At 46.5% G+C, this 24,068-nt stretch carries 23 protein-coding genes and 1 other annotated feature; of the genes, 3 read left to right on the forward strand and 20 right to left on the reverse strand.

Features of this window, described 5'->3' with window-relative positions:
- Positions 1 to 6 precede the first annotated feature (6 nt).
- The 7 genes from araN to BTA30_RS19510 all read right to left on the reverse strand — a co-directional run bounded on the left by araN (position 7) and on the right by BTA30_RS19510 (position 8,887).
- The gene (gene araN / locus BTA30_RS19480) at positions 7 to 1,314 is read right to left on the reverse strand and encodes an arabinooligosaccharides ABC transporter substrate-binding protein AraN (protein ID WP_076763162.1); all 1,308 of its coding nucleotides are present in this window, start codon (positions 1,312 to 1,314) and stop codon (positions 7 to 9) included.
- Between the two features lie 3 nt (positions 1,315 to 1,317).
- Positions 1,318 to 2,493, reverse strand: coding sequence for a sn-glycerol-1-phosphate dehydrogenase (locus tag BTA30_RS19485; RefSeq protein ID WP_076763348.1), 1,176 nt, complete (start codon positions 2,491 to 2,493; stop codon positions 1,318 to 1,320).
- A gap of 38 nt (positions 2,494 to 2,531) precedes the next feature.
- Positions 2,532 to 3,218 carry an L-ribulose-5-phosphate 4-epimerase gene (gene araD, locus BTA30_RS19490; protein ID WP_076763164.1) on the reverse strand — a complete coding sequence of 229 codons (687 nt, stop codon included), beginning with the start codon at positions 3,216 to 3,218 and terminating at the stop codon, positions 2,532 to 2,534.
- Between the two features lie 27 nt (positions 3,219 to 3,245).
- On the reverse strand, positions 3,246 to 4,925 hold the full coding sequence (gene araB / locus BTA30_RS19495; protein WP_076763166.1) for a ribulokinase: 1,680 nt from the start codon (positions 4,923 to 4,925) through the stop codon (positions 3,246 to 3,248).
- 12 nt (positions 4,926 to 4,937) lie between these two features.
- A complete protein-coding gene (gene araA, locus BTA30_RS19500; protein ID WP_076763169.1) occupies positions 4,938 to 6,419 on the reverse strand; it encodes an L-arabinose isomerase in 1,482 nt (493 codons plus the stop codon).
- Positions 6,420 to 6,681: 262 nt separating this feature from the next.
- Positions 6,682 to 7,602 carry an arabinan endo-1,5-alpha-L-arabinosidase AbnA gene (abnA, locus tag BTA30_RS19505; protein WP_083696919.1) on the reverse strand — a complete coding sequence of 307 codons (921 nt, stop codon included), beginning with the start codon at positions 7,600 to 7,602 and terminating at the stop codon, positions 6,682 to 6,684.
- Between the two features lie 199 nt (positions 7,603 to 7,801).
- Positions 7,802 to 8,887 (reverse strand): M42 family metallopeptidase, encoded by a 1,086-nt coding sequence (locus tag BTA30_RS19510; protein ID WP_076763174.1) that lies wholly within the window; start codon positions 8,885 to 8,887, stop codon positions 7,802 to 7,804.
- 172 nt (positions 8,888 to 9,059) lie between these two features.
- Here BTA30_RS19510 and BTA30_RS19515 point away from each other — a divergent pair, with 172 nt between their 5' ends.
- The gene (locus BTA30_RS19515) at positions 9,060 to 9,461 is read left to right on the forward strand and encodes a sigma-w pathway protein ysdB (protein WP_076763177.1); all 402 of its coding nucleotides are present in this window, start codon (positions 9,060 to 9,062) and stop codon (positions 9,459 to 9,461) included.
- A gap of 16 nt (positions 9,462 to 9,477) precedes the next feature.
- On the opposite strand, the gene BTA30_RS19520 is transcribed toward BTA30_RS19515, so the two are convergent.
- The 6 genes from BTA30_RS19520 to lrgA form a co-directional block, all read right to left on the reverse strand.
- Positions 9,478 to 9,744, reverse strand: a complete 267-nt coding sequence (locus tag BTA30_RS19520; protein ID WP_076763180.1) for a DUF1294 domain-containing protein — start codon at positions 9,742 to 9,744, stop codon at positions 9,478 to 9,480.
- Between the two features lie 163 nt (positions 9,745 to 9,907).
- Positions 9,908 to 10,267 carry a 50S ribosomal protein L20 gene (rplT, locus tag BTA30_RS19525; RefSeq protein ID WP_076763183.1) on the reverse strand — a complete coding sequence of 120 codons (360 nt, stop codon included), beginning with the start codon at positions 10,265 to 10,267 and terminating at the stop codon, positions 9,908 to 9,910.
- 32 nt (positions 10,268 to 10,299) lie between these two features.
- Positions 10,300 to 10,500, reverse strand: a complete 201-nt coding sequence (gene rpmI / locus BTA30_RS19530) for a 50S ribosomal protein L35 (protein WP_076763186.1) — start codon at positions 10,498 to 10,500, stop codon at positions 10,300 to 10,302.
- A 17-nt stretch (positions 10,501 to 10,517) separates the two neighbouring features.
- Positions 10,518 to 11,036 (reverse strand): translation initiation factor IF-3, encoded by a 519-nt coding sequence (gene infC, locus BTA30_RS19535; protein ID WP_116523372.1) that lies wholly within the window; start codon positions 11,034 to 11,036, stop codon positions 10,518 to 10,520.
- 68 nt (positions 11,037 to 11,104) lie between these two features.
- Positions 11,105 to 11,240 (reverse strand) — a sequence feature (ribosomal protein L20 leader region).
- A 130-nt stretch (positions 11,241 to 11,370) separates the two neighbouring features.
- Entirely contained in the window at positions 11,371 to 12,054 is a 684-nt protein-coding gene (gene lrgB / locus BTA30_RS19540) for an antiholin-like protein LrgB (RefSeq protein WP_076763189.1), read from the reverse strand.
- A gap of 21 nt (positions 12,055 to 12,075) precedes the next feature.
- Positions 12,076 to 12,489, reverse strand: coding sequence for an antiholin-like murein hydrolase modulator LrgA (gene lrgA, locus BTA30_RS19545; RefSeq protein WP_076763191.1), 414 nt, complete (start codon positions 12,487 to 12,489; stop codon positions 12,076 to 12,078).
- Between the two features lie 229 nt (positions 12,490 to 12,718).
- Here lrgA and BTA30_RS19550 point away from each other — a divergent pair, with 229 nt between their 5' ends.
- Positions 12,719 to 14,278 (forward strand): alkaline phosphatase D family protein, encoded by a 1,560-nt coding sequence (locus BTA30_RS19550; protein ID WP_076763193.1) that lies wholly within the window; start codon positions 12,719 to 12,721, stop codon positions 14,276 to 14,278.
- Positions 14,279 to 14,289: 11 nt separating this feature from the next.
- On the opposite strand, the gene BTA30_RS19555 is transcribed toward BTA30_RS19550, so the two are convergent.
- Complete coding sequence (locus tag BTA30_RS19555; RefSeq protein WP_076763195.1) at positions 14,290 to 15,012, reverse strand: LytR/AlgR family response regulator transcription factor; 723 nt, start codon at positions 15,010 to 15,012, stop codon at positions 14,290 to 14,292.
- Positions 14,990 to 16,771, reverse strand: a complete 1,782-nt coding sequence (locus BTA30_RS19560; RefSeq protein WP_076763197.1) for a sensor histidine kinase — start codon at positions 16,769 to 16,771, stop codon at positions 14,990 to 14,992. Before BTA30_RS19560 ends, BTA30_RS19555 begins: the two co-directional genes overlap by 23 nt.
- Before the next feature lie 174 nt (positions 16,772 to 16,945).
- On the opposite strand from BTA30_RS19560, the gene BTA30_RS19565 reads away from it, so the two are divergent.
- Positions 16,946 to 17,734, forward strand: a complete 789-nt coding sequence (locus tag BTA30_RS19565) for an HAD family hydrolase (protein ID WP_076763200.1) — start codon at positions 16,946 to 16,948, stop codon at positions 17,732 to 17,734.
- A gap of 52 nt (positions 17,735 to 17,786) precedes the next feature.
- Here BTA30_RS19565 and thrS read toward each other — a convergent pair whose 3' ends face one another.
- From thrS to dnaB, 5 genes are all read right to left on the reverse strand, one after another.
- Positions 17,787 to 19,718: a threonine--tRNA ligase gene (gene thrS, locus BTA30_RS19570; RefSeq protein ID WP_076763204.1), complete on the reverse strand. Its 1,932-nt coding sequence runs from the start codon at positions 19,716 to 19,718 to the stop codon at positions 17,787 to 17,789.
- A 343-nt stretch (positions 19,719 to 20,061) separates the two neighbouring features.
- Entirely contained in the window at positions 20,062 to 20,904 is an 843-nt protein-coding gene (ytxC, locus tag BTA30_RS19575; RefSeq protein WP_076763207.1) for a putative sporulation protein YtxC, read from the reverse strand.
- 78 nt (positions 20,905 to 20,982) lie between these two features.
- A complete protein-coding gene (locus BTA30_RS19580) occupies positions 20,983 to 21,615 on the reverse strand; it encodes a TVP38/TMEM64 family protein (protein ID WP_076763209.1) in 633 nt (210 codons plus the stop codon).
- Positions 21,616 to 21,647: 32 nt separating this feature from the next.
- On the reverse strand, positions 21,648 to 22,580 hold the full coding sequence (gene dnaI, locus BTA30_RS19585) for a primosomal protein DnaI (RefSeq protein ID WP_076763212.1): 933 nt from the start codon (positions 22,578 to 22,580) through the stop codon (positions 21,648 to 21,650).
- Positions 22,581 to 22,597: 17 nt separating this feature from the next.
- Positions 22,598 to 24,025, reverse strand: a complete 1,428-nt coding sequence (gene dnaB, locus BTA30_RS19590) for a replicative helicase loading/DNA remodeling protein DnaB (protein WP_076763216.1) — start codon at positions 24,023 to 24,025, stop codon at positions 22,598 to 22,600.
- Between the last annotated feature and the right edge of the window lie 43 nt (positions 24,026 to 24,068).

Genomic DNA, 24,068 nt, shown 5'->3' on the forward strand with positions numbered 1-24,068 from the left:
GAAAGACTATTGCCCCTTCACTTCGGAGGCTGCTTTGTCCAATGCTTCTTTCGGCGTTTTGCTTCTGATTTTAAGTGCCTCATACAATACATTTTTGTTCACCAAATCGGAAGTTTTCGCATAATCCTCTGTTAAATAAATCGGATTGATCTCATCTTTTACCTCAAGAAGCATAGAAAAAATATGGCTGCCGTTTTGAAAGTAATCTGTATATTGATTCGATTTCTTCAACTCTTCTGAATCCCACACATCCCATCTTAAAGGGTCGAATCCAAGGACGGTCCATAGTTTTATGTTTCCTTTTTTAGAAGCTTTGGCGAATTTCAGAAAATCCTTGGCCATATCGGCTTCTTTCGCTTGTTTTGGAATGACGGTGGCTGTTCCGCCCATTCCGGCTGAGCGGTCTCCCCCTTCTTTCCACGCCGGCAGCGGCCTGATCGCGATTTTTCCTTTCAAGTCCGGCATATAATCCAAAAACCTGCCCATATACCAGATCGGCATCAACACAGATGCCGCCCCGCCTTGGTTCATGAATCCGTAATATTCCTCGCTGTGATGGTTTCCTCCCGGCGTGGTGACCGCAATTTTATCTTTTTCAATGAGCGTTTTTAAAAATTCAAGCGCTTTTACATTTGTTTCGTTGTTTAATGTTAATCGGCCCTTTTCATCAAAGTAGCCTGAGCCCTGCTGGGAAACCAGCGGCAAAAATGAGTTCGGATCGGTTGTTTCAATTGTCATCATCGGTTTGCCGACAGCTTCGACAACCTGTTTGCCTGCTTCCCTGTAATCCTCCCAGGTTTTGATATCATCCGGATCGACCCCGGCTTTATTTAAAATATCCATGTTGTAATACATCACGGTCGTTCCGACATGTGTGCCGAGACCGTACAGTTTTCCATTTTTGCTGTAGAGTGTCAGCCTCGCTTCGACGAACTTGTCGCGTTCCTTCTCAACCAAAGATGTCAAATCTGTGAGAGGGATGTCTGATCCCTTCAAAAAATTGGAGAAACGTCCGAGTTCAATATCGGCAAGATCAGGGACTCCTTTACCCGCCAAAAGTGAAATGGATAAGTTGTCATGCATCTGTCCATATGGATAAACAACCGTATTTAACTTAATCTTTCGATCGGGATATGTTTTGTTCCATTCCTTCACCATTTCTGCGTAAAACTGTTCATGGAGCCCGTTAAATGTCCAAAATGTCAGCTCGGTGGCATCTGACGTCTTATCGGCGGCAGGGCTCGCATTGCATCCCGTTAAAAGCAAACATGCAGCCATCGTGATCATAAGGAAATATGAAAGGAACTTTTTCACGTTTTAACCCCTTTCATGTTTGACATTTTGCCTCATCTCAGGCAATAGGCCGTATTGATTGATGATTTTCAATCCCGTATACCGATCTCTGAGGTGATGGGCGTGAGCCAGCGCTTCAGTCAGCAGATGCTCATCGACATCCAGTTCTTCGAGCGATACAGGCCCGCCGACACGCCTCATCCATCCTTCCATCGTCTCGCCGGCGGGCAGATTTTCATAAGCTGAACGCACTGTTTTTTCGGCGTGTTCATCACTCCATGTTGTTTCTGTAAGGGACCGATAAATATCTGCCAGCATGATGGCAGCACAACCGACTTTTGCGCCGTGGAGCACCTGCCGCTTTTGATTCTCCAATGCTTTCATTTCCAAGTAATGTGAAAGATGATGCTCTCCGCCCGAAGCCGGCCTAGAATGATCCAGCACCAGCATGACAAGTCCGGAAATGATCAGCGATTCCATCAATTTCTCAATGCCTTCGCGCGTTTTTGCAGCGATGTCATCTATCCGCAAAAGACACTGTTCAAGAGCTTCTTTTGTGATAGCTGCAGCGGCCGGACAATAGGGCTCGTCCGCAAGCAAACGGGAGATTTCCCAGTCTGCAAGCGATGTAACCTTGCCGAGCATATCGCCGAATCCGGCGGCAATCATCTTTTGCGGAGCCTTTCGCAAAAGCTCGAGGTCGGCAAATAATGCAATCGGCGCAGTCGTTTGTATCGTCTGTTTCTTGCCTTTCAAAATCAACGGCGCACCGGCTGAAGTAAAGCCGTCAACCGATGGAGCCGTAGGCACTGAAATAAACGGAATCCCGCGCTGGAAGGCGCAAAAGCGGACGATATCATGAATCGTGCCGGCGCCGGCCGCTATCAGCACATCCGTATCAAGCGGTATGCCGATCAGTGCGCTCACCAACGTTTTCTCATCTGCCGTGACATCGCCCGCCGCATTCGCCTCCAGTTTGACCGAGGCTGCTTCAGCCTTTTCATGAAGAATGGCCATCAGCTTTTTTCCGGCTATCTGCTCAGTCGTTTCATCACAAATGACAGCAACTTTTTGAAATGAAGCGGCTTTCACGTAAGCCGGCAGCTCTTGATCAAGAGCATGTTCACCGACCGCTATTTTTTCGACTGTCAGCGGATGATGGACGGCTCCGCAATCACATGCGCCTAAAGTGTTGTTCATATAAGAGATCAGGTCATTCATTTAAACACTTCCCTCCTCTATTGACCGTAATATGCGCCAGCCCCATGCTTCCGGAAAAAATGCTTATCCTGCAAAACACTTTTGATCGGGTGAAGAGACGGATTCAGCATGAGTGAATGATAGGCCATCTTCGCCACTTCTTCTAATACGACGGCATTGTGTACGGCTGTCAAAGCATCCTCCCCCCAGCAAAACGGTCCGTGATTGTTGACGAGAACGCCCGGGACATCACGCGGATCAAGATGCTGAAATGTTTCTGTAATCACTTTTCCGGTATTCAATTCGTATTGTCCGGCTATTTCATCAGCGTACATTTCTCTTGTACACGGAATATCACCGTGATAATAGTCGGCATGTGTCGTTCCCAATGACGGAATATCCCTGCCTGATTGCGCCCAGCTTGTCGCCCATGGGGAATGGGTATGGACAATGCCGCCTATCGTGTGAAATTCCTTGTAAAGATGGAGGTGGGTCGGTGTGTCGGAAGACGGTTTCAGCCCTCCTTCAACAACTTCACCTTCCATGTTCAAAACGACTAAATCCTCCGCTTTTAATTCGCTGTATTTCACACCGCTCGGCTTGATGACAACAAGCTCTTTCTCGCGGTCAATCCCGCTGACGTTCCCCCATGTAAACGTGACAAGGCGGTGCTCCTCAAGCTGCAAATTCGCTTTTAACACCTGCTCTTTTAAAGCTTCCAGCACAAGTTTATCCTCCTTTTGATGATCGTTTTACCGGACGGCGGAGCTGATGGACTGGATGTTTTTCAATTTTTTGAGACGCTTCATGACATCGTTTTGTTTTCCGAAGTACATGTAAAGCTCCTTATAGTCCGCATACAGCTGATCATACAATGTGACGTTTTCCGGAATCGGTTTGTACGTATAGTCCTTGACTTTCCCCATATGTCTGACAGCCTCTTCGATATGATCATAACCGCCGTTTTGGCTTCCTGCCGCAAGGGCACCGAATATCGCAGATCCTAAAGCAGGAGCCTGCGGAGAACCGGAGATTTTGATTTCCATGTTTGTCACATCTGCGTAAATCTGCATAATGAACGGATTTTTTTCGGCAATTCCTCCGGCTGCATACAGCTCTTCGATCGGCACGCCGCTTTGCCGGAACGTTTCAATGATCATTCTCGTCCCGTAAGCAGTCGCTTCCACCAATGCGCGGTATATGTCTTCCGGTTTTGTAGCGAGCGTCATCCCGAGCATCATTCCCGTCAGATCTGCATCGACCAGTGTTGAACGGTTTCCGTTCCACCAATCCAATGCGAGCAGCCCGCTTTCACCGATGCGCAGATTGTCTGCTTTTTGACTCAGCAGCTCATAAATGGATATCCCTTCAGCTTCGGCCTCTCTCATATAGGCTTCAGGCACCAAATGCTTGATCATCCAATGAAAATGATCGCCTACACAGGACTGGCCCGCTTCATAGCCGACATAGCCCGGAAGAATGCCGTTTTCAACGACACCGCACATCCCCGGCACCATTCGGATATCCTCGCCTAGCAGCACGTGGCATGTGGATGTTCCCATGATCATCAGCATTTTCCCCGGTTCTGTGATTCCGACTGCGGGTACTGAGACATGTGCATCAACATTTCCAATCGCGATCGCCGTTCCCGGCAAAAGCCCTGTTTTAGCGGCCATTTCCTCAGTCAGTCCGCCCGCACGCTCTCCCAATAAATCAATATCTTCCGTTAATTTTTCCTGCACGATGTTTTTCAGTTTAGGGTGCAGCGCTGCAAAAAAATCATCGGAAGGATAGCCGGTCTTATTGTTCCAAATCGCTTTATAGCCCGCTGTACAGTTGTTCCGTTTTCTATTTCCGCACAGGCGGTAGACGATCCAGTCAGCAGCTTCCATGATTTCGTCTGCTGCATCATAAATGGAGGGCGCTTCTTCTGCGATTTGCATCACTTTTGGCACGAGCCATTCAGAAGAAATTTTTCCTCCATATGTTTGAAGAAAGGCTTCATTTCTTTCTTCCGCGATTTGATTCAGCCGGTTCGCGTGCTCCTGTGCGGCATGGTGCTTCCAAAGCTTCACATAGCTGTGGGGTTCTCCGGCATATTCCTCCCTCATGCAAAGCGGTGTTCCATCTTTGTCAACCGGCAGAATCGTACATGCCGTAAAATCGATGCCGATGCCGACGATCTCTTTCGGATCGGCTTTTGATTGCTCCAGAAGACTCGGAATCGTTTCTTCCAGCACTTCAATGTAATCGGCCGGATGCTGAAGCGCCCAGTCTCTCGGAAGCTTTCGCTTTGTCCCGGGCAGTTCGTGATCTATCACGCCGTGCGTATACTCCTTGACTGCTGTCGCGGCCTCTTCCCCAGTCCGGACATCAACCAAGACCGCTCTCCCCGATAACGTTCCAAAATCAATCCCGATTGTAAACGGCATAAGCTCCCCTCCTTAAAACATGCGAAGCCGATATGCAGCTTCACTCCATATGAGTTCGTTCCGAAGCTTTGGAATCGTCGTATCGCGGTTGATCAAAACCGCTTCAATACCTGTCATGTCAGCCCAATCCAGTATCTGTTCAGCCGTCAGCTGATAAGAAAGACATGTATGGTGCGCTCCGCCCGCCAAAATCCATGCTTCCGCAGACGTTCTGAGAGACGGCTGCGGCTTCCAAAGGACGCGCGCGACCGGAAGATTCGGCATATCATGCTGAACCTTCTCAGCATCCACTTCATTGATCACGAGCCGAAAACGTCCGCCCAAATCAATTAAAGAAACATTAACCGCTGAGCCGGCAATTCCGTTAAACACGAGTCGGGCCGGATCATCCTTGTCTCCCATTGACAGAGGATGGACTTCAATTCTCGGCTTGCTTTCGGCAATCGATGGGCACACTTCAAGCATGTGGGAGCCAAGAATCATTTCATTGCCCGGTTCAAAATGATAGGTGTAATCCTCCATAAATGACGTCTCTTTTCCGTCTGCCATCACTTTCATCATGCGGACAAGGGCAGCCGTTTTCCAATCCCCTTCTCCCCCGAAACCGAAGCCTTCGGCCATCAGCCGCTGAACAGCTAAACCCGGGAGCTGCTTCATGCCGTGCAGGTCCTCAAAGTTCGTCGTAAAGGCAGAATAGCCTCGATCTGTAAGAAAGCGCTTTAATCCAAGCTCAATCCGGGCCTGCTCTTTGATGGCTTCACGGGCATCATCCCCTTCAGGCCATTCATAAAGCGCCTCATATTCTGCGAGCAGGTCACTGAGACTCTCTTCTGATACCGCATCGATCTCGCGGACAAGATCACCGATTCCATATCCGTCGACTGACCAGCCTAACTGAATTTGAGCTTCGATTTTGTCTCCTTCGGTCACCGCAACATTGCGCATGTTATCGCCAAAACGGGCCACTTTAATATGACGGCTTTCATTGTAAGCTACCGCAGCGCTCATCCACCGATCGATCGACCGCTTTACCTCCATGTCCTCCCAGTAGCCGGCGATGACTTTCCGCGGAAGTCCCAATCTCGTTCCGATAAAGCCATATTCACGGTCACCGTGGGCAGACTGATTGATATTCATGAAATCCATATCGATTTTCTCCCACGGAATGTCCCTGTTAAATTGGGTGTGGAAATGAAGCAATGGTTTATTCAGTTCAGAAAGGCCCGGAATCCACATTTTAGCAGGTGAGAATGTGTGCATCCAAGTTATGACACCGTCACATGCCGCGTCTCTATTCGCCTCTTCAAACAGCTTTCTGACGCCGTCAAGCGAAGTGGCGACAGCCTTGTACTTGACCTTGAATCCTAAATGACCGTCATTTAATCCCTTGCAAATGATTGTTGAATGCTCTTCTACCTCTCTTACAGCCTCTTCTCCATATAAATGCTGACTGCCCGTTACAAACCAAAATTCATGCGTTTTTGACTGAATCAAAATGTTTCCCCCTTTACTACTCAGGTGTTGTGGAACATTAGCAAACTATTAAAACGCTTACAAAAAACCGGATGATACATTCGGCACCGATTATCAACACACTACAGGTACGTACAATTATGATTAAAAAATATATTTATCCGAACAAGTTTATTATATTAATAAGACCACAAACTGTCAATTTAATTTCTGTTTTTCAATTTCACAAAATAGCAACAAAAAATGCCAAGCAGACGAAACGCATGCTTGGCAAAAAGAAGAATTAATACGTCGGCCACCCTCCGGAGTCCCAGTACAAATCATTGATCAACAATTTGGAAACCCCGTTGTCAAGGGCGTCATAGCCGTGTCTGACAATCATCGAATTGTTCAGTACATCCTGATGTCCCGGTCCTTTCCAGCGGTCGTTCCCGGCGTCTAATATCGTTCCCCCGCCGTTCATCATATTCTTGCCGCTTTTATCATAATAGGGGCCCGTAATATTCTTTGAACGGCCGTACGCTATTTTATAGGTGCTGTTCACCCCCTGGCAGCATTTATCAAACGATACAAATAGGTAATAGTAGCCGTCTTTATATGTGATGTTCGGCGCTTCTACCGCTCCTCCGCTATTCGGCCTTGAAGCGATTGAATACAGCTTCCCGGTCGGTTTCATCGTTGTTTTATCCAGCTTTGTCAGCTTGATGCCGCTCCAAAATGAGCCGAAAGAAAGCCACGGATTTCCGTCTTTATCCATCACAAAATCGCCATCAATCGCATTATAGTTGTCTGCAGAAGTTGATCTGATCACTAGGCCGTCGTCGCGCCATTGCCCCGAAGCGATCCGGTCTGTTGAAGTCAGACCAATCAATGAAGTATTTGTCCCGAAGGAAGAGACAGAATAATAGAGCCAGTACCGCCCATTGTAATAGCTGATATCAGGGGCCCACTGATGCGCCTCGTAATTTGATACGTACGACTTCCACCAAGAGAGCGGGGAAGGAAAAATACTCGGCGCCGCACTCCAGTGTTTTCCGTCATTCGACCAGATGACACGCAGCCCTGTGCCGACACCAGTCCCAAATGTATAGTATGTGCTGCCTTCTTTGATCATAGAAGGATCATGGATGAAATTGTCCCCTGTTGTATCCCAGAAAGCTGCTGAAGCGGGCTCAGCAGTCGGAAATGTCAACATCAGGCCCATTATAAATACCAATGCCAAAAAAATCCCCCGTAAATTGTGTTTCACTAAACCACTCTCCAATCAATATATTGGGCAAAAACAGCTGGACCTCCTCTCGATGTAATATTTGGGAATGTCTTTATCTGTTATATGTAAGCGCTTCCTTTTATATTCCAAAAAAAATAAGCTGACAGCCTAAAAAACAGCTGTCAGCTTATCGTCAATCAAATGTAATATTTTGTACCGTTTCTTTGTCCAATCGTTTGATGACTTCGGTAATTAATTTCACCGCATGTTCATAATCATCGCGATGGAGCATGGCCGCGTGCGTGTGGATATAGCGGGTCGCAATTGTAATGGACAGAGCAGGCACTCCATTTGCGGTCACATGTATCGAGCCTGAATCGGTGCCGCCGCCTGAAAGGGCATCAAATTGATATGGAATACCGGCTTCATCCGCCACCTTAGTGACAAAATCACGGAGCCCTTTATGCGATACCATTGAGGCATCATATAGAATGATTTGCGGGCCTTCTCCCATTTTGCTTGTCGATTCTTTTTCTGTAATTCCCGGCGTGTCCCCTGCGATTCCGACGTCAACGCCAAAGGCGATATCAGGCTTGATTGTGTGTGCTGCGGTTTTTGCGCCGCGCAGTCCGACTTCCTCCTGAACGGTACCGACGCCATACACAACATTTGGATGATCAGCGGCTTTCAGGTTTTTCAAAACGTCTATTGCAATCGCACAGCCAATACGGTTGTCCCATGCTTTGGCAAGCAGCATTTTTTCATTGTTCATCACTGTAAATTCAAAATAAGGCACAATCTGATCCCCGGGCAGAACGCCCCATTCCATCGCTTCCTCCCTGTTCGAAGCACCGATGTCGATAAACATGTCTTTAATATCCACCGGTTTTTTTCGCGCGTCTGGGGACAGGACATGAGGCGGCTTTGAACCGATCACACCGGTGATATCCCCTTTTTTCGTCACAATCGTGACGCGCTGTGCCAGCATGACCTGGGACCACCAGCCTCCTACCGTCTGAAACCGAAGATAGCCTCTGTCATCAATGCGCGTCACCATAAAACCGACTTCGTCAAGATGACCGGCAACCATGATTTTCGGTCCGTCAGCTTGTCCCGTCTTTTTCGCGATCAAGCTTCCAAGTCCGTCTGTCGTTACCTCGTCAGCAAATGGCTCTATGTATGATTTCATGACTTGCCTTGGTTCTTTTTCATTTGCCGGGATTCCTTTTGCATCTGTTAATTCTTTTAACATGGTCAGTGTTTCATCAAGTTTTGCCATCTATATATAGCCTCCTTTATTAACCTCATTACTATTATACAAAAACATCCCTTTTCAATACGATGAATATCAATTGCAGCCTTTTTTAATCAAAAAAAATGAAACCTTATGTTTACTGGTTCGTATATATTGAGATATACCTGATTTTCTTTCATGGGGGGTCTTTTTCATTATGCTTGTCATCATTCTGAGACTCGCTTTGCTGGCGCTTTTGATTTATGTTGTGTACAAGGCCGTTCTGTTTTTGGGAAGTCCGAAGCGGAGACTGAAATCAGCACAGGCAAAGGAACATTTTTACTTTCTAGACGAACAAAAAAACACGCGAAAAAATTTCAAATTAACATTTAAAGGCGTGCTTTTCGAAGGAGAAAAACACATACCGGCAAAAGACCACCCATTGTTTATCCATACCATTTTTGTATGGACCGACAGCTCTGAAGAGAAGCTCGGCACTTTTACAGAAGCGGATTTCAATGAATTAGAAGAAAGGATTAAACAGCGTTATCCAGACTGTAAAATCGATTGGGATTCGTCCATACAAAAATGGAAGAACAAAAAAGCAGAAGAGCAATAAAGCTTTTTCTGCTTTTTTAGTTGATGATAAAATAAAAACCTGCCAAAACAGCTTGTACGATCAGCAGAAAGGGAATCCCCAGCGCAAAGGAAAGATGTTTCGTCTTATGTCTGAACCGGAGCATCCCGAGCCAAACACCCGCAGAGCCGAAAACGGCTGCCGTCAGCCAGATACGGCGTTCAGACACTCTCCACTTGTTTTTGACGGCCCTTTGTTTGTCGGTTTTCATCAATAAAAAACCATATCCGTTTATGAGGATAAGGTATATCAGCGCGATATTCATTTCGATATTTCTCCCCTTGTCTATTTTACGGATTGTTATCATTCGGGCGGTATGACAGAACTCCTGCTGCCGGATGCGCCTTATCTTATGTATCTTGAGGGAGCAGAGGTCGTACGTTGTTGAAAAAACGAAAAAAGAAAAAGGCCGTTCTCGGCCTTTTTTCTTATTTATTAAGTTGAGCTTTAGCAGCGTCAGCAAGCTGATTGAATGCAGTAAGATCGTTTACAGCAAGGTCAGCAAGCATTTTGCGGTTCACTTCAACGCCGGAAAGTTTAAGACCGTGCATTAAACGGCTGTAAGAAAGTCCGTTCATGCGTGCCGCAGCGTTGATACGAGTGATCCAAAGTTTGCGGAAATCGCGCTTTTTCTGACGACGGTCACGGAAAGCGTAGTTTCCTGATTTCATCACTTGCTGGTTAGCTACTTTATATAATGTATGTTTTGAACCAAAATAACCTTTTGCTAATTTGAGAACCTTTTTACGACGTTTGCGTGTAACAGTTCCGCCTTTTACTCTTGGCATTTGATTTCCCTCCTAATTATACCTTTTACGAATTACTTAATGTTGGCAAGCTGCTGCTTGATGCGTTTGAAATCGCCAGCGCTGACCATTGCGCTTTTGCGAAGCTTGCGCTTTTGTTTTTGAGATTTATTTGCGAACAAGTGACTTGTATATGCATGAGAACGTTTCAGTTTCCCGGAACCTGTCTTTTTAAAACGTTTCGCAGATCCGCGGTGAGTTTTCATTTTTGGCATGGATGTTTCCTCCTTAATTACTTTTCAGTTTTAGGCGCAAGCACCAGGAACATGCTGCGGCCGTCCATTTTCGGCTTCGTTTCAACAGTCGCCACTTCCGCACACGCTTCTGAAAAGCGGTCAAGCACGCGCTGTCCGATTTCTTTATGCGTGATCGCACGGCCTTTAAAGCGGATGGACGCTTTCACTTTGTCCCCTTTTTCCAGGAACTTGATAGCGTTGCGAAGCTTTGTATTAAAGTCGTGTTCTTCAATACCAGGGCTCAGCCGAACTTCTTTTAAGTTAATGATTTTTTGATTTTTTCGTGCTTCTTTTTCCTTCTTCTGCTGCTCAAATCTGTACTTTCCATAGTCCATGATCCGGCAGACAGGCGGTTTTGCATTTGCTGCAACCAAAACAAGGTCAAGATTTGCGCGACCCGCAATTTCCAGAGCTTCCTGGCGGGATTTAATCCCAAGCTGATCGCCATTTTGTCCGATCAAACGGACTTCACGCGCACGGATACCCTCATTAACCAATTGATCTTTGCTAATAATGAGCCACCTCCATAGAATCTTTGAATTGATTTCACAACTCATTCTGACCGTTTCTTTGTATTTCCACAGGCAAACAAAAAGTGTGGGCATTTAGAAACACCCACACTGCGAACATCTGCATAAAAAAATAAGAAATGTACGTTTAACCTGCCAACTACAAGAATGTGTCAATCAGGTGAGAAGCGGGTGCTTCTGCTTGTTGATATATATTCAATTCATTATCCATCTTACATAAACATATCCTGCAAGTCAAGATATAAAATTTATCACAACATTTGCTATTATAACAGGACAGATTTGAAATAGCAACGGTGATTTTTTTATTTTTTTCATCCTAACCGCCGGTGATCTGTATAAATAGCGGGATGACAACTACAGTCACAACGCCCACAACAACAACCGCAATGCTCGCCATGGCCGCTTCGACTTCCCCCATCTCAATCCCGACGGCGACGCCGAGTGCATGACCTGATGTTCCAAGCGCCAGCCCTTTGGCAATCGGATTTTTCACTTTAAATATTTTTAAGAACAAAGCCCCGAGCGCATAAACGATGACGGCGTTAAAGATGACCGCAAAAGCCGTTATATCGGAAATGCCCCCGATGCCATTTGATAAAGGGAGAGCAATCGCTGTAGTAGCGGCCTGCGGCAGCATGCTTTTCATGACTGAACCGTCAAGATGGATGCCTTTTGCGATGAAATACACGACAGCGACTGAACAGACCGAACCGGCGATAATGGCCGATAGAATCTGCCACCAATATCTTTTCAGCTTATCCGCCTGTTTGTATAAAGGAATGGCAAACGCAATCGTCGCCGGCTCTAAAAAGAATTTAATAATGTCGCCCCCGCTGCTGTAATCTTCATATGTAAAGCCGCCGATTTTCAGAAACGCAATCCCCAGGATCATGGCGACGAATAATGGCGTGAACAAGAAAAACCCTTTTGTTTTTTTAAATAGATATGTGCCGATGCCAAATGCGGCAAGTGAAACGACAATGCCAAAATAAGGTGTCACAGATAAACCCTCCTTTTTTCATCAAGAAGCTGTTTTTTTAGCCGTCTCCAGCGGCGCCGCTTTCTGCTTTTTACTGCCTGCAGCCAGGATGAACTGAGAAAACAGCCCGGTTGCGGCAAGTAAAATGACGGTAGCCAGAAAGATGACAAATACGATAGACAGACCATATTTTTGCATTACACCGAGCGAATTCATCACAGAAATCCCTGACGGAACAAATAAAAACCCGATAAGCGAGGTTAGGGCCGCACCGAGTGATTCGACCTGCTCAAGCTTAATCACCCCAGCTGACAGCAACGTGAATAAAAGCACCAAACCTATAACAGATGCAGGGATCGGGATGGGCAGAATCCCGGCGATTCCGTTTGAAACAAACATGATGACAGCAAAAATAAACGCTTGTGTTAAAAAGCCATATTCTTTCTTTCCACTCATTTCATTCACCTCTTTGGCTTTTTTATTGGCTTCATTATATAAAATGAAGCCAATAAAAAAGCGCTTTCACTAAAACTTGCCGGATAACAAGGCTCAGTTGCAGAAATCAGGCGCTGAAATACAAATCGTTTTCACAGATAAATAAATTCCAATATGTGCTAATGAGCAGGCACCGATCGTATAGTGATTAATGTGGAACACACGATGAAGAAAATAGGAGGGGCAATTCATGTATGATGCAATGAGCGGGCGGCGTTTTCACCCTGCTGCACAATTCACATCATTGGTCAGCCGCGGTTTAATGCCGGAAGACGCTTCACTCGCCGCCGAAGCACCTCGATTCACAGATAACCCGTTTAAGCTCGGTGTTGCTTCAGGGGAACCGCATCCGGACGGATTTGTGTTATGGACGAGGCTGGCGCCTGATCCGCTTGCTGAAGATGGTTTAGGCGGGATGCCGAAACGGCATGTTCCAGTTCAGTGGGAGGTAGCTGAAGATGAACATTTTCGCAAAATCGTGAAGCGGGGAACGGCCGCTGCCCTACCTGAGCTGGCCCATTCGGTTCATGTTGAAGTACACGGTTTAAAACCGGGAAGATATTACTGGTACAGGTTTAAAGCAGGCCGGGAGATCAGCCGGACAGGACGGACAAAAACCGCTCCTTCTCCATTTGCCGATCTCAGCGGAATGTCGTTCGCCCTCGCTTCATGCCAGGCTTGGTATCACGGATATTTTACCGCTTATCGGCATATGGCCGAAGACCACCCTGATGTTGTTTTTTTTCTTGGCGACTATATTTATGAATATCCCATCAATTCCAAAAACCTTTATCGGAATGTTAAGCTATCCAGCGCTCACAATGCCAAAACCGTCACATTGAGCCAATACCGGCTGCGGTATTCCCTGTTCAAAACAGACCCCGACCTTCAGTCGATTCATGCATTGGCGCCTTGGGTTGTCACCATGGATGACCATGAAGTCGAAAACAATTATGCCGGCGCACATTCGCAATACAAGACTTCACCCGACGACTTTCTCCGTCAGCGCGCCGCCGCCTACCAAGCTTTCTATGAAAATATTCCGATCCGCAGCGCCTCGATTCCAAACGGCCCTGACATGCTGATGTATCGGCGTTTTCGCTATGGAAAACTGGCGGAATTTAATGTCCTTGACACCCGGCAGTACCGCAATGATTACCCGTCAAACGAGGCTGAACGGCTCGACCCGTCCAGGTCCATACTTGGAAGCGCCCAAGAGCGCTGGCTTTTTCATCATTTGAGCAAGTCAGACGCGATATGGAACATGCTGGTGCAGCAAGTCGTGCTCGCGCAAATCGACCGCGACACCGGACCTGGGGTTGAATACAGCACAGACCAGTGGGACGGCTTTCCCGCTTGCCGCGACAGGCTTTTTTCCGCATATAAGGCGTACGGCATTAAAAACCCCGTCGTGCTGACGGGGGATATTCACAGACATGCGGCCGCAGATTTAAAAACCGATTTTAATGACATTCAATCGGAGACGATCGGGACCGAACTGATCACAACATCCATCTCATCTGATGCAGATGGGTCCGAAACCGACTCCTTGGCGCCGATTTGGCTCGGAAATCCACATGTCAAACTATACAATGCACAGCGGGGCTATGTTCGCTGCAAGATGATCCCTAAACATATTCAAGCCGATTTTCAGGTTCTTCCTTATATAACCCGCCCCGGCGCTCCAGTCTCGACATATGCCAGCTTTGTTATTGAAGCGGGCCGGCCGGGCCTTCAGCGGGTTTTATAATGTCAGCTGCTTCATATCATATGAAGCAGTTTTTTTAGCTCTTTTGCATAGGTCCGGCTGACCGGAATCGTTGAACCGTCTTTCATCAGCAGATTATAAGTTGAATTGAACCATGGCCTTACTTCTTTTATATAATCCATGTTTGCCAAAAAGCTTCTGTGGATTCTGATAAATACAGACTGTGGAAGCTTTTGCTCAAGCATGACGAGTGTGTCATGGACGGTATAGGCCTGATCAAAGGTTTTGACGGTGACTTGTCCGTCTTTTAAACCCGCATATACGATTTCATTTGGATCGAGAATCACGATCGACTCATCAATGCCGAGAGCCAGTCTTTCGTGACCGGAAAGCTGCCGCTCCTCTTTGTTATCCGGGTACATCCTTTTGTATTTTTTGATCGTTTGCCTGATCCGGTCTTCATCAAATGGTTTTGTCACATAATCAATGGCATCCACTTCAAATGCCTGCAGCGCATATTCATCATAGGCGGTAGCAAAAACAACGGCCGGGGGCGCGGACATGTTTTTCAGACGTTTAGCAATGTCAAATCCGTTTTCTCCTGATAAGTCAATGTCTAAAAAAAGAAGATCCGGCTTTTGATCGGCCATTTTGTCAAATGCCTCTTCAATATGTTCAGCCTCGTCTACAGCATCCACTTCCTGCGTCCGTTCCAATAAATATTTCAATTCATCCCGTGCAAACATTTCATCATCAACGATTAAAACCTTGAGCATCCCCATTCCCCTCTCTTCCAGCTTGAAAAGGAATCTTGATAGAAACCTCTGTCCCTTTGCCAGGTTCACTTTTCATATCTAAGGAAGCCTGCCGGCCGAATAAACCCGTCAGCCGCTGGTTCAGATTGTAAAGTCCCGTCCCATTCCCTTCCTTGGAGGAAGACTGCGCCTTTCCCAATTGTTCCAACATGTCGGGATTGATCCCCCTGCCATTGTCGCTCACTTTCATTAAAACGCCGTCACGTTCTGAACAGACGTATACTTTTACCGTGCACACCTTCTGTTTTTTCGGAAAAGCATGGCGCAGCGCATTTTCAACGAGCAGCTGCAAAATAAACGGCGGGATCTCAAGGCATTCAAGCCCATCCTCGATATGAAATTCTATTGTGTATTTTCCCGGAAAACGAGCCTGCTCCAATGATAAATACGCTTCAAGATGATTCAGTTCTTTTGAAAGCGGGATCAGCAATTGTCTCGCCCCCTGCAAATTTGAACGAAAATAGACACTGAGCTGCAGCAGCAGTTTCCGGGTTTTTTCAGCGTCTGTCCGGCATAGTGCGGAAATGGTATGAATGGCGTTAAATAAAAAATGCGGATTCACCTGCGCCTGCAGCGCTTTAATCTCAGCATCTTTCAAGAGCTTGCTTTGCAGCTCTGCTTCCCCAAGCTCAAGCTGGGTTGAAAAAAGCATCGCCAGACCTTCGGCAAGCTCTTCTGCTACCTGGTTTAATCCCGCAGGACTTTTAAAATAAAGTTTCAGAGTACCGATCGTCTGCTGATTGGATATGAGCGGCAGGACAATTGCTGCCTGCAGCGGACAAGCGTGATGGGTGCACTCTATTTCATCCCGTGACTTCACTTTCATGACTTTCCCTGTTTTGATGACTTTCTTGGACAATCCGGTAATCAGGCTTCTGGAAGGAATATGATGGCCGGCTCCTTCACCGACGTGTGCGAGAATATTTTCCCTGTCTGTAATAGATACGGCATCGGTTCCTGTCATCTCGTGAATAATCCGGGCCGCGCTTTTGCAGGATGCTTCGTTCAGCCCCTGGCGAAAAAAGGGGAGCGTCTGATCGGCAATCGAAAACACCCGGTGTGTCTGCACGGCTTTTGCCTGCTCTTCTTTCCGGATAATAGATTGAATGATCGACAGAAAAATAAAACTGCCCGTCCCATTGACAATCATCATCGGGACGCCGATCATCTGCACAAGCGCAAACGCATCGGCCTGGGGTTTGGCCAAAACCAGAATCATAAACATTTGCAGAGCTTCCATGCTGATGCCTGCCAGAGCGGCAACCCGCGGGGTCACCATTTGATGCCGTTTTCGAAAAAAGAGCCCGATGCAGCCTGAAGCCACACCCGCTAAAAGTGAAGAAACCGCACAGCTTAAAGCCGTGCTTCCCCCTAAAGAAAAGCGGTGAACTCCCGCAAGGAGCCCGACCCCCGCACCAACGAACGGCCCCCCGATCAGGCCGCCGATTTCCACGCCGAGAATTCGCGTATTGGCAATCGAACTTGACGGATCAATCGTAAAAACCCAATCATTGTACAAAATCTCATCACCGCGAATGATGATCCCTGTATAATTACTGATCATGCTGAAAAGAGAAAAGATACAGATGAGAACAGTCTTTCCCTTATATCCTTGAGGATGCTGGAGATGCTGGCGGAATACCTTCATATGGGCAAGGATAAAACCCAAAATAACGATGATTCCCACTCTCTCCAGCATCATGATCATGAGATGAATCATGTATGTCCCCTTGCTTTCTAAAAGAAGAATATGGTCTCATTCTATCATAAGTCCAAACTTTGATACTTTGACACTGCATTACATCACATTCTTAAAATCATTGCTTTATCATCCTATTTATCTATTGTAAAATAAATGAGAGAATTCTATAAACTAAAGGCAGAGGAGAAGATCATGAAAGCCGTATTTTTTGATTTAGATGATACATTGCTCTGGGATGAAAAAAGCGTCAGTACAGCATTTTCCGAAACATGTCATAAAGCCGAAAAAAAATACGGGATCAATGCGGCTGAATTTGAAACAGCCGTCCGCCAGGCGGCGCGCGATCTTTACACGTCTTATGAAACATATCCATACACTGTGATGATCGGCATCAATCCGTTTGAAGGTCTGTGGTCCAACTTTAGCGAACCGATCAGCGAAGGATTTCAAAAGCTGAATAACATTGTCCCTGAATACAGGAAAAATGCGTGGACAAACGGATTGAAAGTATTTGAAATCGATGATCCCGCCTTCGGAGAAGAGCTTGGCGAATTCTTCGCAGCAGTGCGCCGGAAAAGCCCTTTTGTCTACGAAGAAACGTTTGCTGTTTTGGAACAATTGAAAGGAAAGGTCGAGCTTCTTTTGCTGACAAACGGCGATCCGAGTCTGCAAAAAGAAAAATTGGCCGGCGTTCCCGAGCTTGCCCCTTATTTCAGCGAAATTGTCATCTCCGGAAACTTTGGCAAAGGAAAGCCTGATCCAAGCATCTTTGAACACTGCCTCGGCCTCCTTGGGATTACAAAAGATGACACCTTGATGGTCGGGGATAATTTGAACACCGATATTCTCGGCGCTTCAAGAGCAGGAATTAAAACCGTCTGGGTCAACCGCAAAGGGAAAGATAATGAGGCTGATGTCAAACCTGACTACGAAATCCGCCATTTAAACGAACTGTTTGACATTCTCGCCGAAAAAGGCTAATCAAGCTAAACGAAAAAAGCATGGCTCCCTATGGGCCATGCTTTTTTAATGTCTACTTTTTCGCTTCAGCGACGGCTTTTTTCACGAAATCTTGAAGTGGGACCGTTTCTGATTTTTGTTCTCCGTATTTGCGGACGTTGACCGCTTCATTTGCGGCTTCCTGGTCGCCCACGACAAGCATGTACGGAATCTTTTGCATTTGTGCTTCACGGATCTTATAGCCGATTTTTTCATCGCGGCTGTCGACTTCAACGCGCAGACCTTCGCGCTGCAGGCGTTCCTGCACTTGTTTTGCATAGTCAAGATGTACGGACGGCGACACAGGGATGACTTGGAACTGCACCGGCGCAAGCCATGTCGGCAGCGCACCTTTATGCTCTTCAATTAAGAAAGCAACAAAGCGTTCCATTGTTGATACGACGCCTCTGTGAATCACGACCGGACGGTGGGGTTTTCCGTCTTCTCCGACATATGTCAGATCGAATTTTTCAGGAAGCAGGAAGTCCAGCTGTACAGTTGACAGTGTTTCTTCTTTGCCGATTGCTGTTTTGACCTGAACGTCAAGCTTCGGTCCGTAGAACGCCGCTTCTCCTTCTGCTTCGTAGTAGTCATGTCCAATCTCGTCCATCGCTTCTTTCAGCATCGATTGCGCTTTATTCCACATCTCGTCATCATCATAGTATTTCTCTGTATCTTCCGGATCACGGTAAGACAAGCGGAATGTATACTGTTCAAGCCCGAAATCTTCATAGACTTCCTGAATCAAGCGGACAGTGCGGATGAATTCGTCTTTGATTTGATCAGGGCGGACGAAAATGTGAGCGTCATTCAATGTCATCCCGCGGACGCGCTGAAGACCTGAAAGAGCGCCTGACATTTCATAGCGGTGCATCGTTCCGAGCTCTGCGATCCGGATCGGCAGCTCGCGGTAGCTGTGGATATCATTTTTATAGATCATCATGTGATGCGGACAGTTCATCGGGCGAAGCGTCAAAGTTTCATTGTCCATTTCAATCGGCGGGAACATTGTGTCTTGATAATGATCCCAGTGGCCTGACGTTTCATAAAGCTCTTTGCTGCCAAGGACTGGTGTATAGACGTGCTCATAGCCGAGAGCAAGCTCTTTATCAACGATATAGCGTTCGATGACGCGTCTGATTGTCGCACCCTTCGGCAGCCAGAGCGGCAGGCCTTGACCAACCTTTTGCGAAATCGCAAACAACTTCAATTCTTTTCCAAGTTTTCTATGGTCGCGTTCTTTTGCTTCTTCAAGCAGACGCAGATGCTCTTCAAGCTCTGCTTTTTTAAAGAAAGCTGTACCGTAAATGCGCTGAAGCATCTTGTTGTTGCTGTCGCCGCGCCAATATGCACCGGCAAGGCTCAGCAGTTTCAATTCTTTAATTTTTCCTGTTGATGGAACGTGGACGCCGCGGCACAGATCGAAAAATTCGCCTTGTTCATAGATTGATACCGTTTCACCTTCCGGAATCGCATCAAGCAGTTCCAGTTTCAAGTCATCGCCGATTTCGGCAAACCGCGCTTTCGCTTCGTCACGGCTGACTTCTTTTCTGACGATCGGCAGATTTTCTCCGATGATTTTTTTCATTTCTTTTTCGATCTTCGGAAGGTCTTCCGGAGTAAGCGCTTCTTCCATATCCACATCATAGTAGAAGCCGTTTTCAATAACCGGACCGACGCCGAATTTGACGTTTTTATAAAGCCGTTTGATCGCCTGCGCCATTAAGTGCGCCGTGCTGTGGCGCATGATTTCAAGCGCTTCGTCACCGCCTTCTGTAATGATTTCGATGGCGCCGTCCTCAAGGATCGGTGCGCGCAGATCGATTGGTTTGCTGTTTAATTTTCCGGCAATCGCTTTTTTCTTCAGGCCGGGACTGATTGATGCCGCGATATCTTCTGTTGTCGTCGCTTTTGGAAACTCCTTAACCGCTCCGTCAGGAAATTTGATTTTTACCATATCTGACATCCTAGTCACTCCTTTTTTTTACAAAATAAAAAATCCCCGTCCCCCTAAGAAAGGGACGAGGATTGATAAACGGAATTCGTGGTTCCACCCTTTTTCCCGAAAAACGCAAAAAATCCTTGAGCGTTTTCGGCTTTCGGTTCTGTAACGGGAAGTCCCGTCAGTCATTACTTGACAAATTGTCGTTTACAACTGATGTTCAAAGGCGGTAAAAAAATGATCCTTGGTTAAGAGACTTGCAGCCTTGGTCTCCCTCTCTGTCAAACCGGTGTTCATCTTCTCATGTCCTTATCCATACATGGAATCTTAAGTTTATATCGTATTATAAATCGTTTCCCATCTAAAATCAAGAATGCTCTTCTAAAATGTTTTCCTGCGGATGAAAGGAATCAAGTGAAAAAATCCGCACCCGCTCCTGGAAAATATTTTGAATCGTCTGTACCATCGCATGCTCCCGGTTCCCTGTATAAAGGTCGATTTTCCTCGGCGCTATCGATACGAGAGGTGCCAGCAGGCGGGAATCAATATACATCGGGTGTTCTCTGACGAACCGCCTGTCTATGTATTTTTTTTGTTCCCGTTCTGAAATATACTTTAATTCCCACAAGACAAAATAATCGTCATGAACAATGTGAACATGGTCAAGCATCGGCTCCTTCGACATCACATAGTCTCTCAGCGATTGGATAAATGTCTGGTATTCCTGTTCCATTTTATATTCATCGATTGCGGCCTCGACATACCCTCTCAAGCGTTCATAATACTTGCCGAGCCGGAACGTCATAAAGGAACGAATCGAAAAGGCATTTTCTTCAAGACAGATCGTTTTGAGCTCCTGCATGATGTAATATTCTCGAGGGGTATCGTCCTGATTGAGCGGTAGCCCTTCCAGTTCGCCCTCCATTATGCTGTGGGCCAATTGAAGAATTTGCTGCTGTTCATCCCGATCCAAAAAGTAATAATCACCTTCAATAACCGAAAGCATATATTCATCTTCTTTGCATTCTGTAAAAAATCTCGTCAGAATGGGCAGAATGTAGGTTTGGATACTGACAGAGGAATGGGTCTTTTCAATTCCGATCTTCCCTGCCGTTTCATGAATCTTGATATGCCGGTTTAAATCCGCATTTCGAAGCAGATGTAAAAACGCGGCTGTATCATAATCATCTTCAAATGTAATTTCAAGCATGTTTGTCCCCCCTAACAACATCTGATACATGTATATGGGGGAGACAAATAAAATAGACTTAAAAAAAAGGATAAGCCATTAATCAAACAGCTCCTGCACCTTTTTTCTGAACAAAAGCGGAACGGTGATGAAGAGGAGATAGATCATGACGATGATCGTAATCGCGATGATGTCTCCGGACAGCAGGCTTGATCCGAGCGCATTTAAAATAATGGTGCCCGGAATAATGCCCGCGGCCGTGGCCGCCAAAAAGGACAGGGGCTTGACCTTTGAGACGCCCGCCGCATAGCTGACCGCATCAAAATGAATCGGTGCAAGCCTCAGCAGCAGAATACAGAAAAAACCGTTTTTTTGCAAAAGCATCCGAAAAGCTTCAAGCTTCAGAGGCGTTTTTGTGAAGCTGCCGCCAAGCCTGTAGGCAAGAGCGAATGATAAAAACGCCCCTCCGGCGGCCCCTATAAAAGAATACAAAGATCCAAACAGCGGACCGAATGCAAGGCCTCCGCTCACGGCGAACACCGAAGCGGGGAGCAGCAAAAACGGCCGGATCATTAATAATCCGATATAAATCAGCGGGGCAAAAATGCCGAAGGATAAGACCCCTTCCCTGATATGACGGGGATTGAGGTTCAGATACTTTGCATTAAACCATAATCCGGCGGCCGCAAGCACAGCAATCACCGCCCATTTGCCAAAGGCTTTTTTCCGCATGTTCTTTCATCTCCCTGATCTATCCTTGCGCGTTATTGCCGCCGGTTTTTCCCATCAAGCCTGACAGGTGTTGCAAGGTAGAGAACCCTTTCCATCAGCCTTGCCGCCTTTACCTCTTCTTTTTCTCCCCTTTGGGAGTATGTGAAATGATGTTTCAGCTCTTTCGGATCAAAATTTGAAGAGAAGAACGTCGGCAGCTGCTGGGACATCCTGTGCTGAAGGATCGTGCCGAGCACTTCATCCCTGACCCAGCTGGACATGGACTCCGCTCCGATATCATCAAGCATAAGGATCGGTGTCGTCTTGACCATATCAAGCTTTCCTTCCAATGACTGGTCGTGTATGGCATTTTTCAGCTCCCTGACAAACTCGGGGACATAGACAAGGATGGACGGATGATCCTTCGCGGCAAGCTCATTGGCAATGGCGGCCAGCATAAAGGTTTTGCCGACGCCGAATTTTCCGTGTACATAAATCCCTTTGCCTTTGCCCGTCTCATTATAGTGATGGAAGAATTCAGTCACAAGCTGAATCACCTTCAGTCTGCTCGGGTCATCACCGTCAATATCTGCAAACGTAGCCTCCAAAAGATCCTTTTGAATATAGATGCTTTTAATTAATGAACGCTGCCTTTCCAATTCATCAGCCTTGCGTTTTTCCGGGCAGGTGTCATATTGGACATCAATCGTTTTCCCGTTCAGCACCAGCCTTGGGTGATAGCCCTGAATCAGGTTTTTGCATTCTTTGAGACTTGGGCAGCTGCTGCAGGCTTTGCTTTGCTGTGTATACTCATAAAGCTTGTTTAAGCTTCTCTCGATCATTCCTTCATCCACTTCAGACTGATGGTTTTTTAAAAATGCCTGAATGTCCTTGTCAGAAAGAACTTTTGCTTTCATATCTTGAAGGCGTTTTTTAAAATCAGGTCTAGTCGTTACGCCTTGTAAAGCCCGTTTAATCGGCTCCATAATCTTGTTCACCTCACTTAAAGGGCGGAATGGTTTTTCAGTTTTTTCATTTCTTCAAGCAGCATCTGTTTCTGCTGATCAAAGTCCTCATTGTTTGGTGCAGCCTGCTGTTTTTGGTCAGGCTGACTCTCGGATGCTTCGCTTTCCTGAAGCCAATCAGGCAGCTTTTCCTCCCTGATGACTTTATTGCTTCGCGAGGTCTGCTTTTTCTTTCCTTCTGCCCACTCCAGGTACTGGCGGTTTTCTTCTTTTGCGAGCTGCATGGCTTCCCTGACCGTCTGCACTTTTTTTCTGGCCCAGTGGGAAGCGATTTTTTGGATGTAGTTTTTTGAAAGCTTCATATCGGTTTTCAACATGACATAATAGATCAGAACATTGATGACACCCGGCTCTAATTTTTGGTCAAGCATGATTTCTTCTATGATTTTCAAATCGGCTTTTGGAGGCTCGGCTCCTCCCGCGATATCCTGCAGCAGCTTCCTTGGCGATACCTGTTCAAGCTGAGCGATTAAGGTGTCTTCCTTTGAGCTCTTCGGGGACTGTTCACTTGTATGTTCACGAAGCTTGAGCGGCTGCACTTTATCCACGAGCTCCGGAAGCAAACCGTTTCTCTCGATTTGATACCAGTCGCTCGCCGCTTTTCTGAGCGCTTCTGTTGTGATTGTATCATGTTCGTTCACTGCGGACATGACAACGCTTTGCATTTGCAGCGGCTCGATCCCGTAAAGGAAGGCGAGCTTTTTGATCGTTTCCTTCACTTGATCTGTCAGCGCCTTTCTCGGTATGAGCGTTTCAGATAAACCGGCCATAAACAATTGAAAGTCAAAAGCATTGTCTGTTATAGAAATCGGTTTGCTTTTTCCCTCTTTCATAAATTCCTGATCGTCACTAAGCTCCATCGCATCGGCCATATCCTCGGACATCTTCCATTCGCTCGGCTGGACGGATGAAAAAACCTCGTTGAACGAACGGGTCATATCACGGGCTTCTTCCGGAATGGAAGGATGTGCGAAATATTCTTTCAGCTGCTGAAACCTTGCTTTTCCGACGCGGTTGTATAAGAACACATTCAGCATTCCGTCTTGAAAAAACTCGTCCGGCCTAAGCGGCGGGATCAGTTCATATATAAATAAACGCTCATGCTCCGTTTCTTTCATATAGGTTTTTAACAGTCCGATCCCCTCAAGCTTTTCCTTTTCGGCGTGAATCGTTTTCAGATTGATCTGCATCGTCCCCATCAGCTGTCTGTGGGTCGAGCTTTTTCTTCCCCAAACTCTGTTTTGTTCCAGCTCCCCCCACAGCGTGAAAAACAAGCCGAGCGAAAAAGAGCCGATTAAAGGCTGATACAATAGCGTGATAATTTGCCTGTCCAGATCCTGCAGCAATCCATGGCTTTTAACGATGTAAGGATCAACGGGAAGCAAATCTTTCCAATAATTACTCATATCTTTTGTCAACCTTCCACTTTGTTTCTTGTCCTCATTTTAC

The organism is Bacillus swezeyi, assembly GCF_001969815.1.
Lineage (GTDB): Bacteria > Bacillota > Bacilli > Bacillales > Bacillaceae > Bacillus > Bacillus swezeyi.

Bases quoted from the DNA above. Each gene is read 5' to 3' on its own strand.
- BTA30_RS19485 (WP_076763348.1), bottom strand. From the start codon at position 2,493: ATGAACAACACTTTAGGCGCATGTGATTGCGGAGCCGTCCATCATCCG.
- araB (WP_076763166.1), bottom strand. From the start codon at position 4,925: ATGCCGTTTACAATCGGGATTGATTTTGGAACGTTATCGGGGAGAGCG.
- abnA (WP_083696919.1), bottom strand. From the start codon at position 7,602: ATGGGCCTGATGTTGACATTTCCGACTGCTGAGCCCGCTTCAGCAGCT.
- BTA30_RS19510 (WP_076763174.1), bottom strand. From the start codon at position 8,887: ATGGCAAAACTTGATGAAACACTGACCATGTTAAAAGAATTAACAGAT.
- BTA30_RS19515 (WP_076763177.1), top strand. From the start codon at position 9,060: ATGCTTGTCATCATTCTGAGACTCGCTTTGCTGGCGCTTTTGATTTAT.
- BTA30_RS19520 (WP_076763180.1), bottom strand. From the start codon at position 9,744: ATGAATATCGCGCTGATATACCTTATCCTCATAAACGGATATGGTTTT.
- rplT (WP_076763183.1), bottom strand. From the start codon at position 10,267: ATGCCAAGAGTAAAAGGCGGAACTGTTACACGCAAACGTCGTAAAAAG.
- rpmI (WP_076763186.1), bottom strand. From the start codon at position 10,500: ATGCCAAAAATGAAAACTCACCGCGGATCTGCGAAACGTTTTAAAAAG.
- lrgA (WP_076763191.1), bottom strand. From the start codon at position 12,489: ATGAGTGGAAAGAAAGAATATGGCTTTTTAACACAAGCGTTTATTTTT.
- BTA30_RS19550 (WP_076763193.1), top strand. From the start codon at position 12,719: ATGTATGATGCAATGAGCGGGCGGCGTTTTCACCCTGCTGCACAATTC.
- BTA30_RS19555 (WP_076763195.1), bottom strand. From the start codon at position 15,012: ATGCTCAAGGTTTTAATCGTTGATGATGAAATGTTTGCACGGGATGAA.
- BTA30_RS19560 (WP_076763197.1), bottom strand. From the start codon at position 16,771: ATGATTCATCTCATGATCATGATGCTGGAGAGAGTGGGAATCATCGTT.
- BTA30_RS19565 (WP_076763200.1), top strand. From the start codon at position 16,946: ATGAAAGCCGTATTTTTTGATTTAGATGATACATTGCTCTGGGATGAA.
- thrS (WP_076763204.1), bottom strand. From the start codon at position 19,718: ATGTCAGATATGGTAAAAATCAAATTTCCTGACGGAGCGGTTAAGGAG.
- ytxC (WP_076763207.1), bottom strand. From the start codon at position 20,904: ATGCTTGAAATTACATTTGAAGATGATTATGATACAGCCGCGTTTTTA.
- BTA30_RS19580 (WP_076763209.1), bottom strand. From the start codon at position 21,615: ATGCGGAAAAAAGCCTTTGGCAAATGGGCGGTGATTGCTGTGCTTGCG.
- dnaI (WP_076763212.1), bottom strand. From the start codon at position 22,580: ATGGAGCCGATTAAACGGGCTTTACAAGGCGTAACGACTAGACCTGAT.
- dnaB (WP_076763216.1), bottom strand. From the start codon at position 24,025: ATGAGTAATTATTGGAAAGATTTGCTTCCCGTTGATCCTTACATCGTT.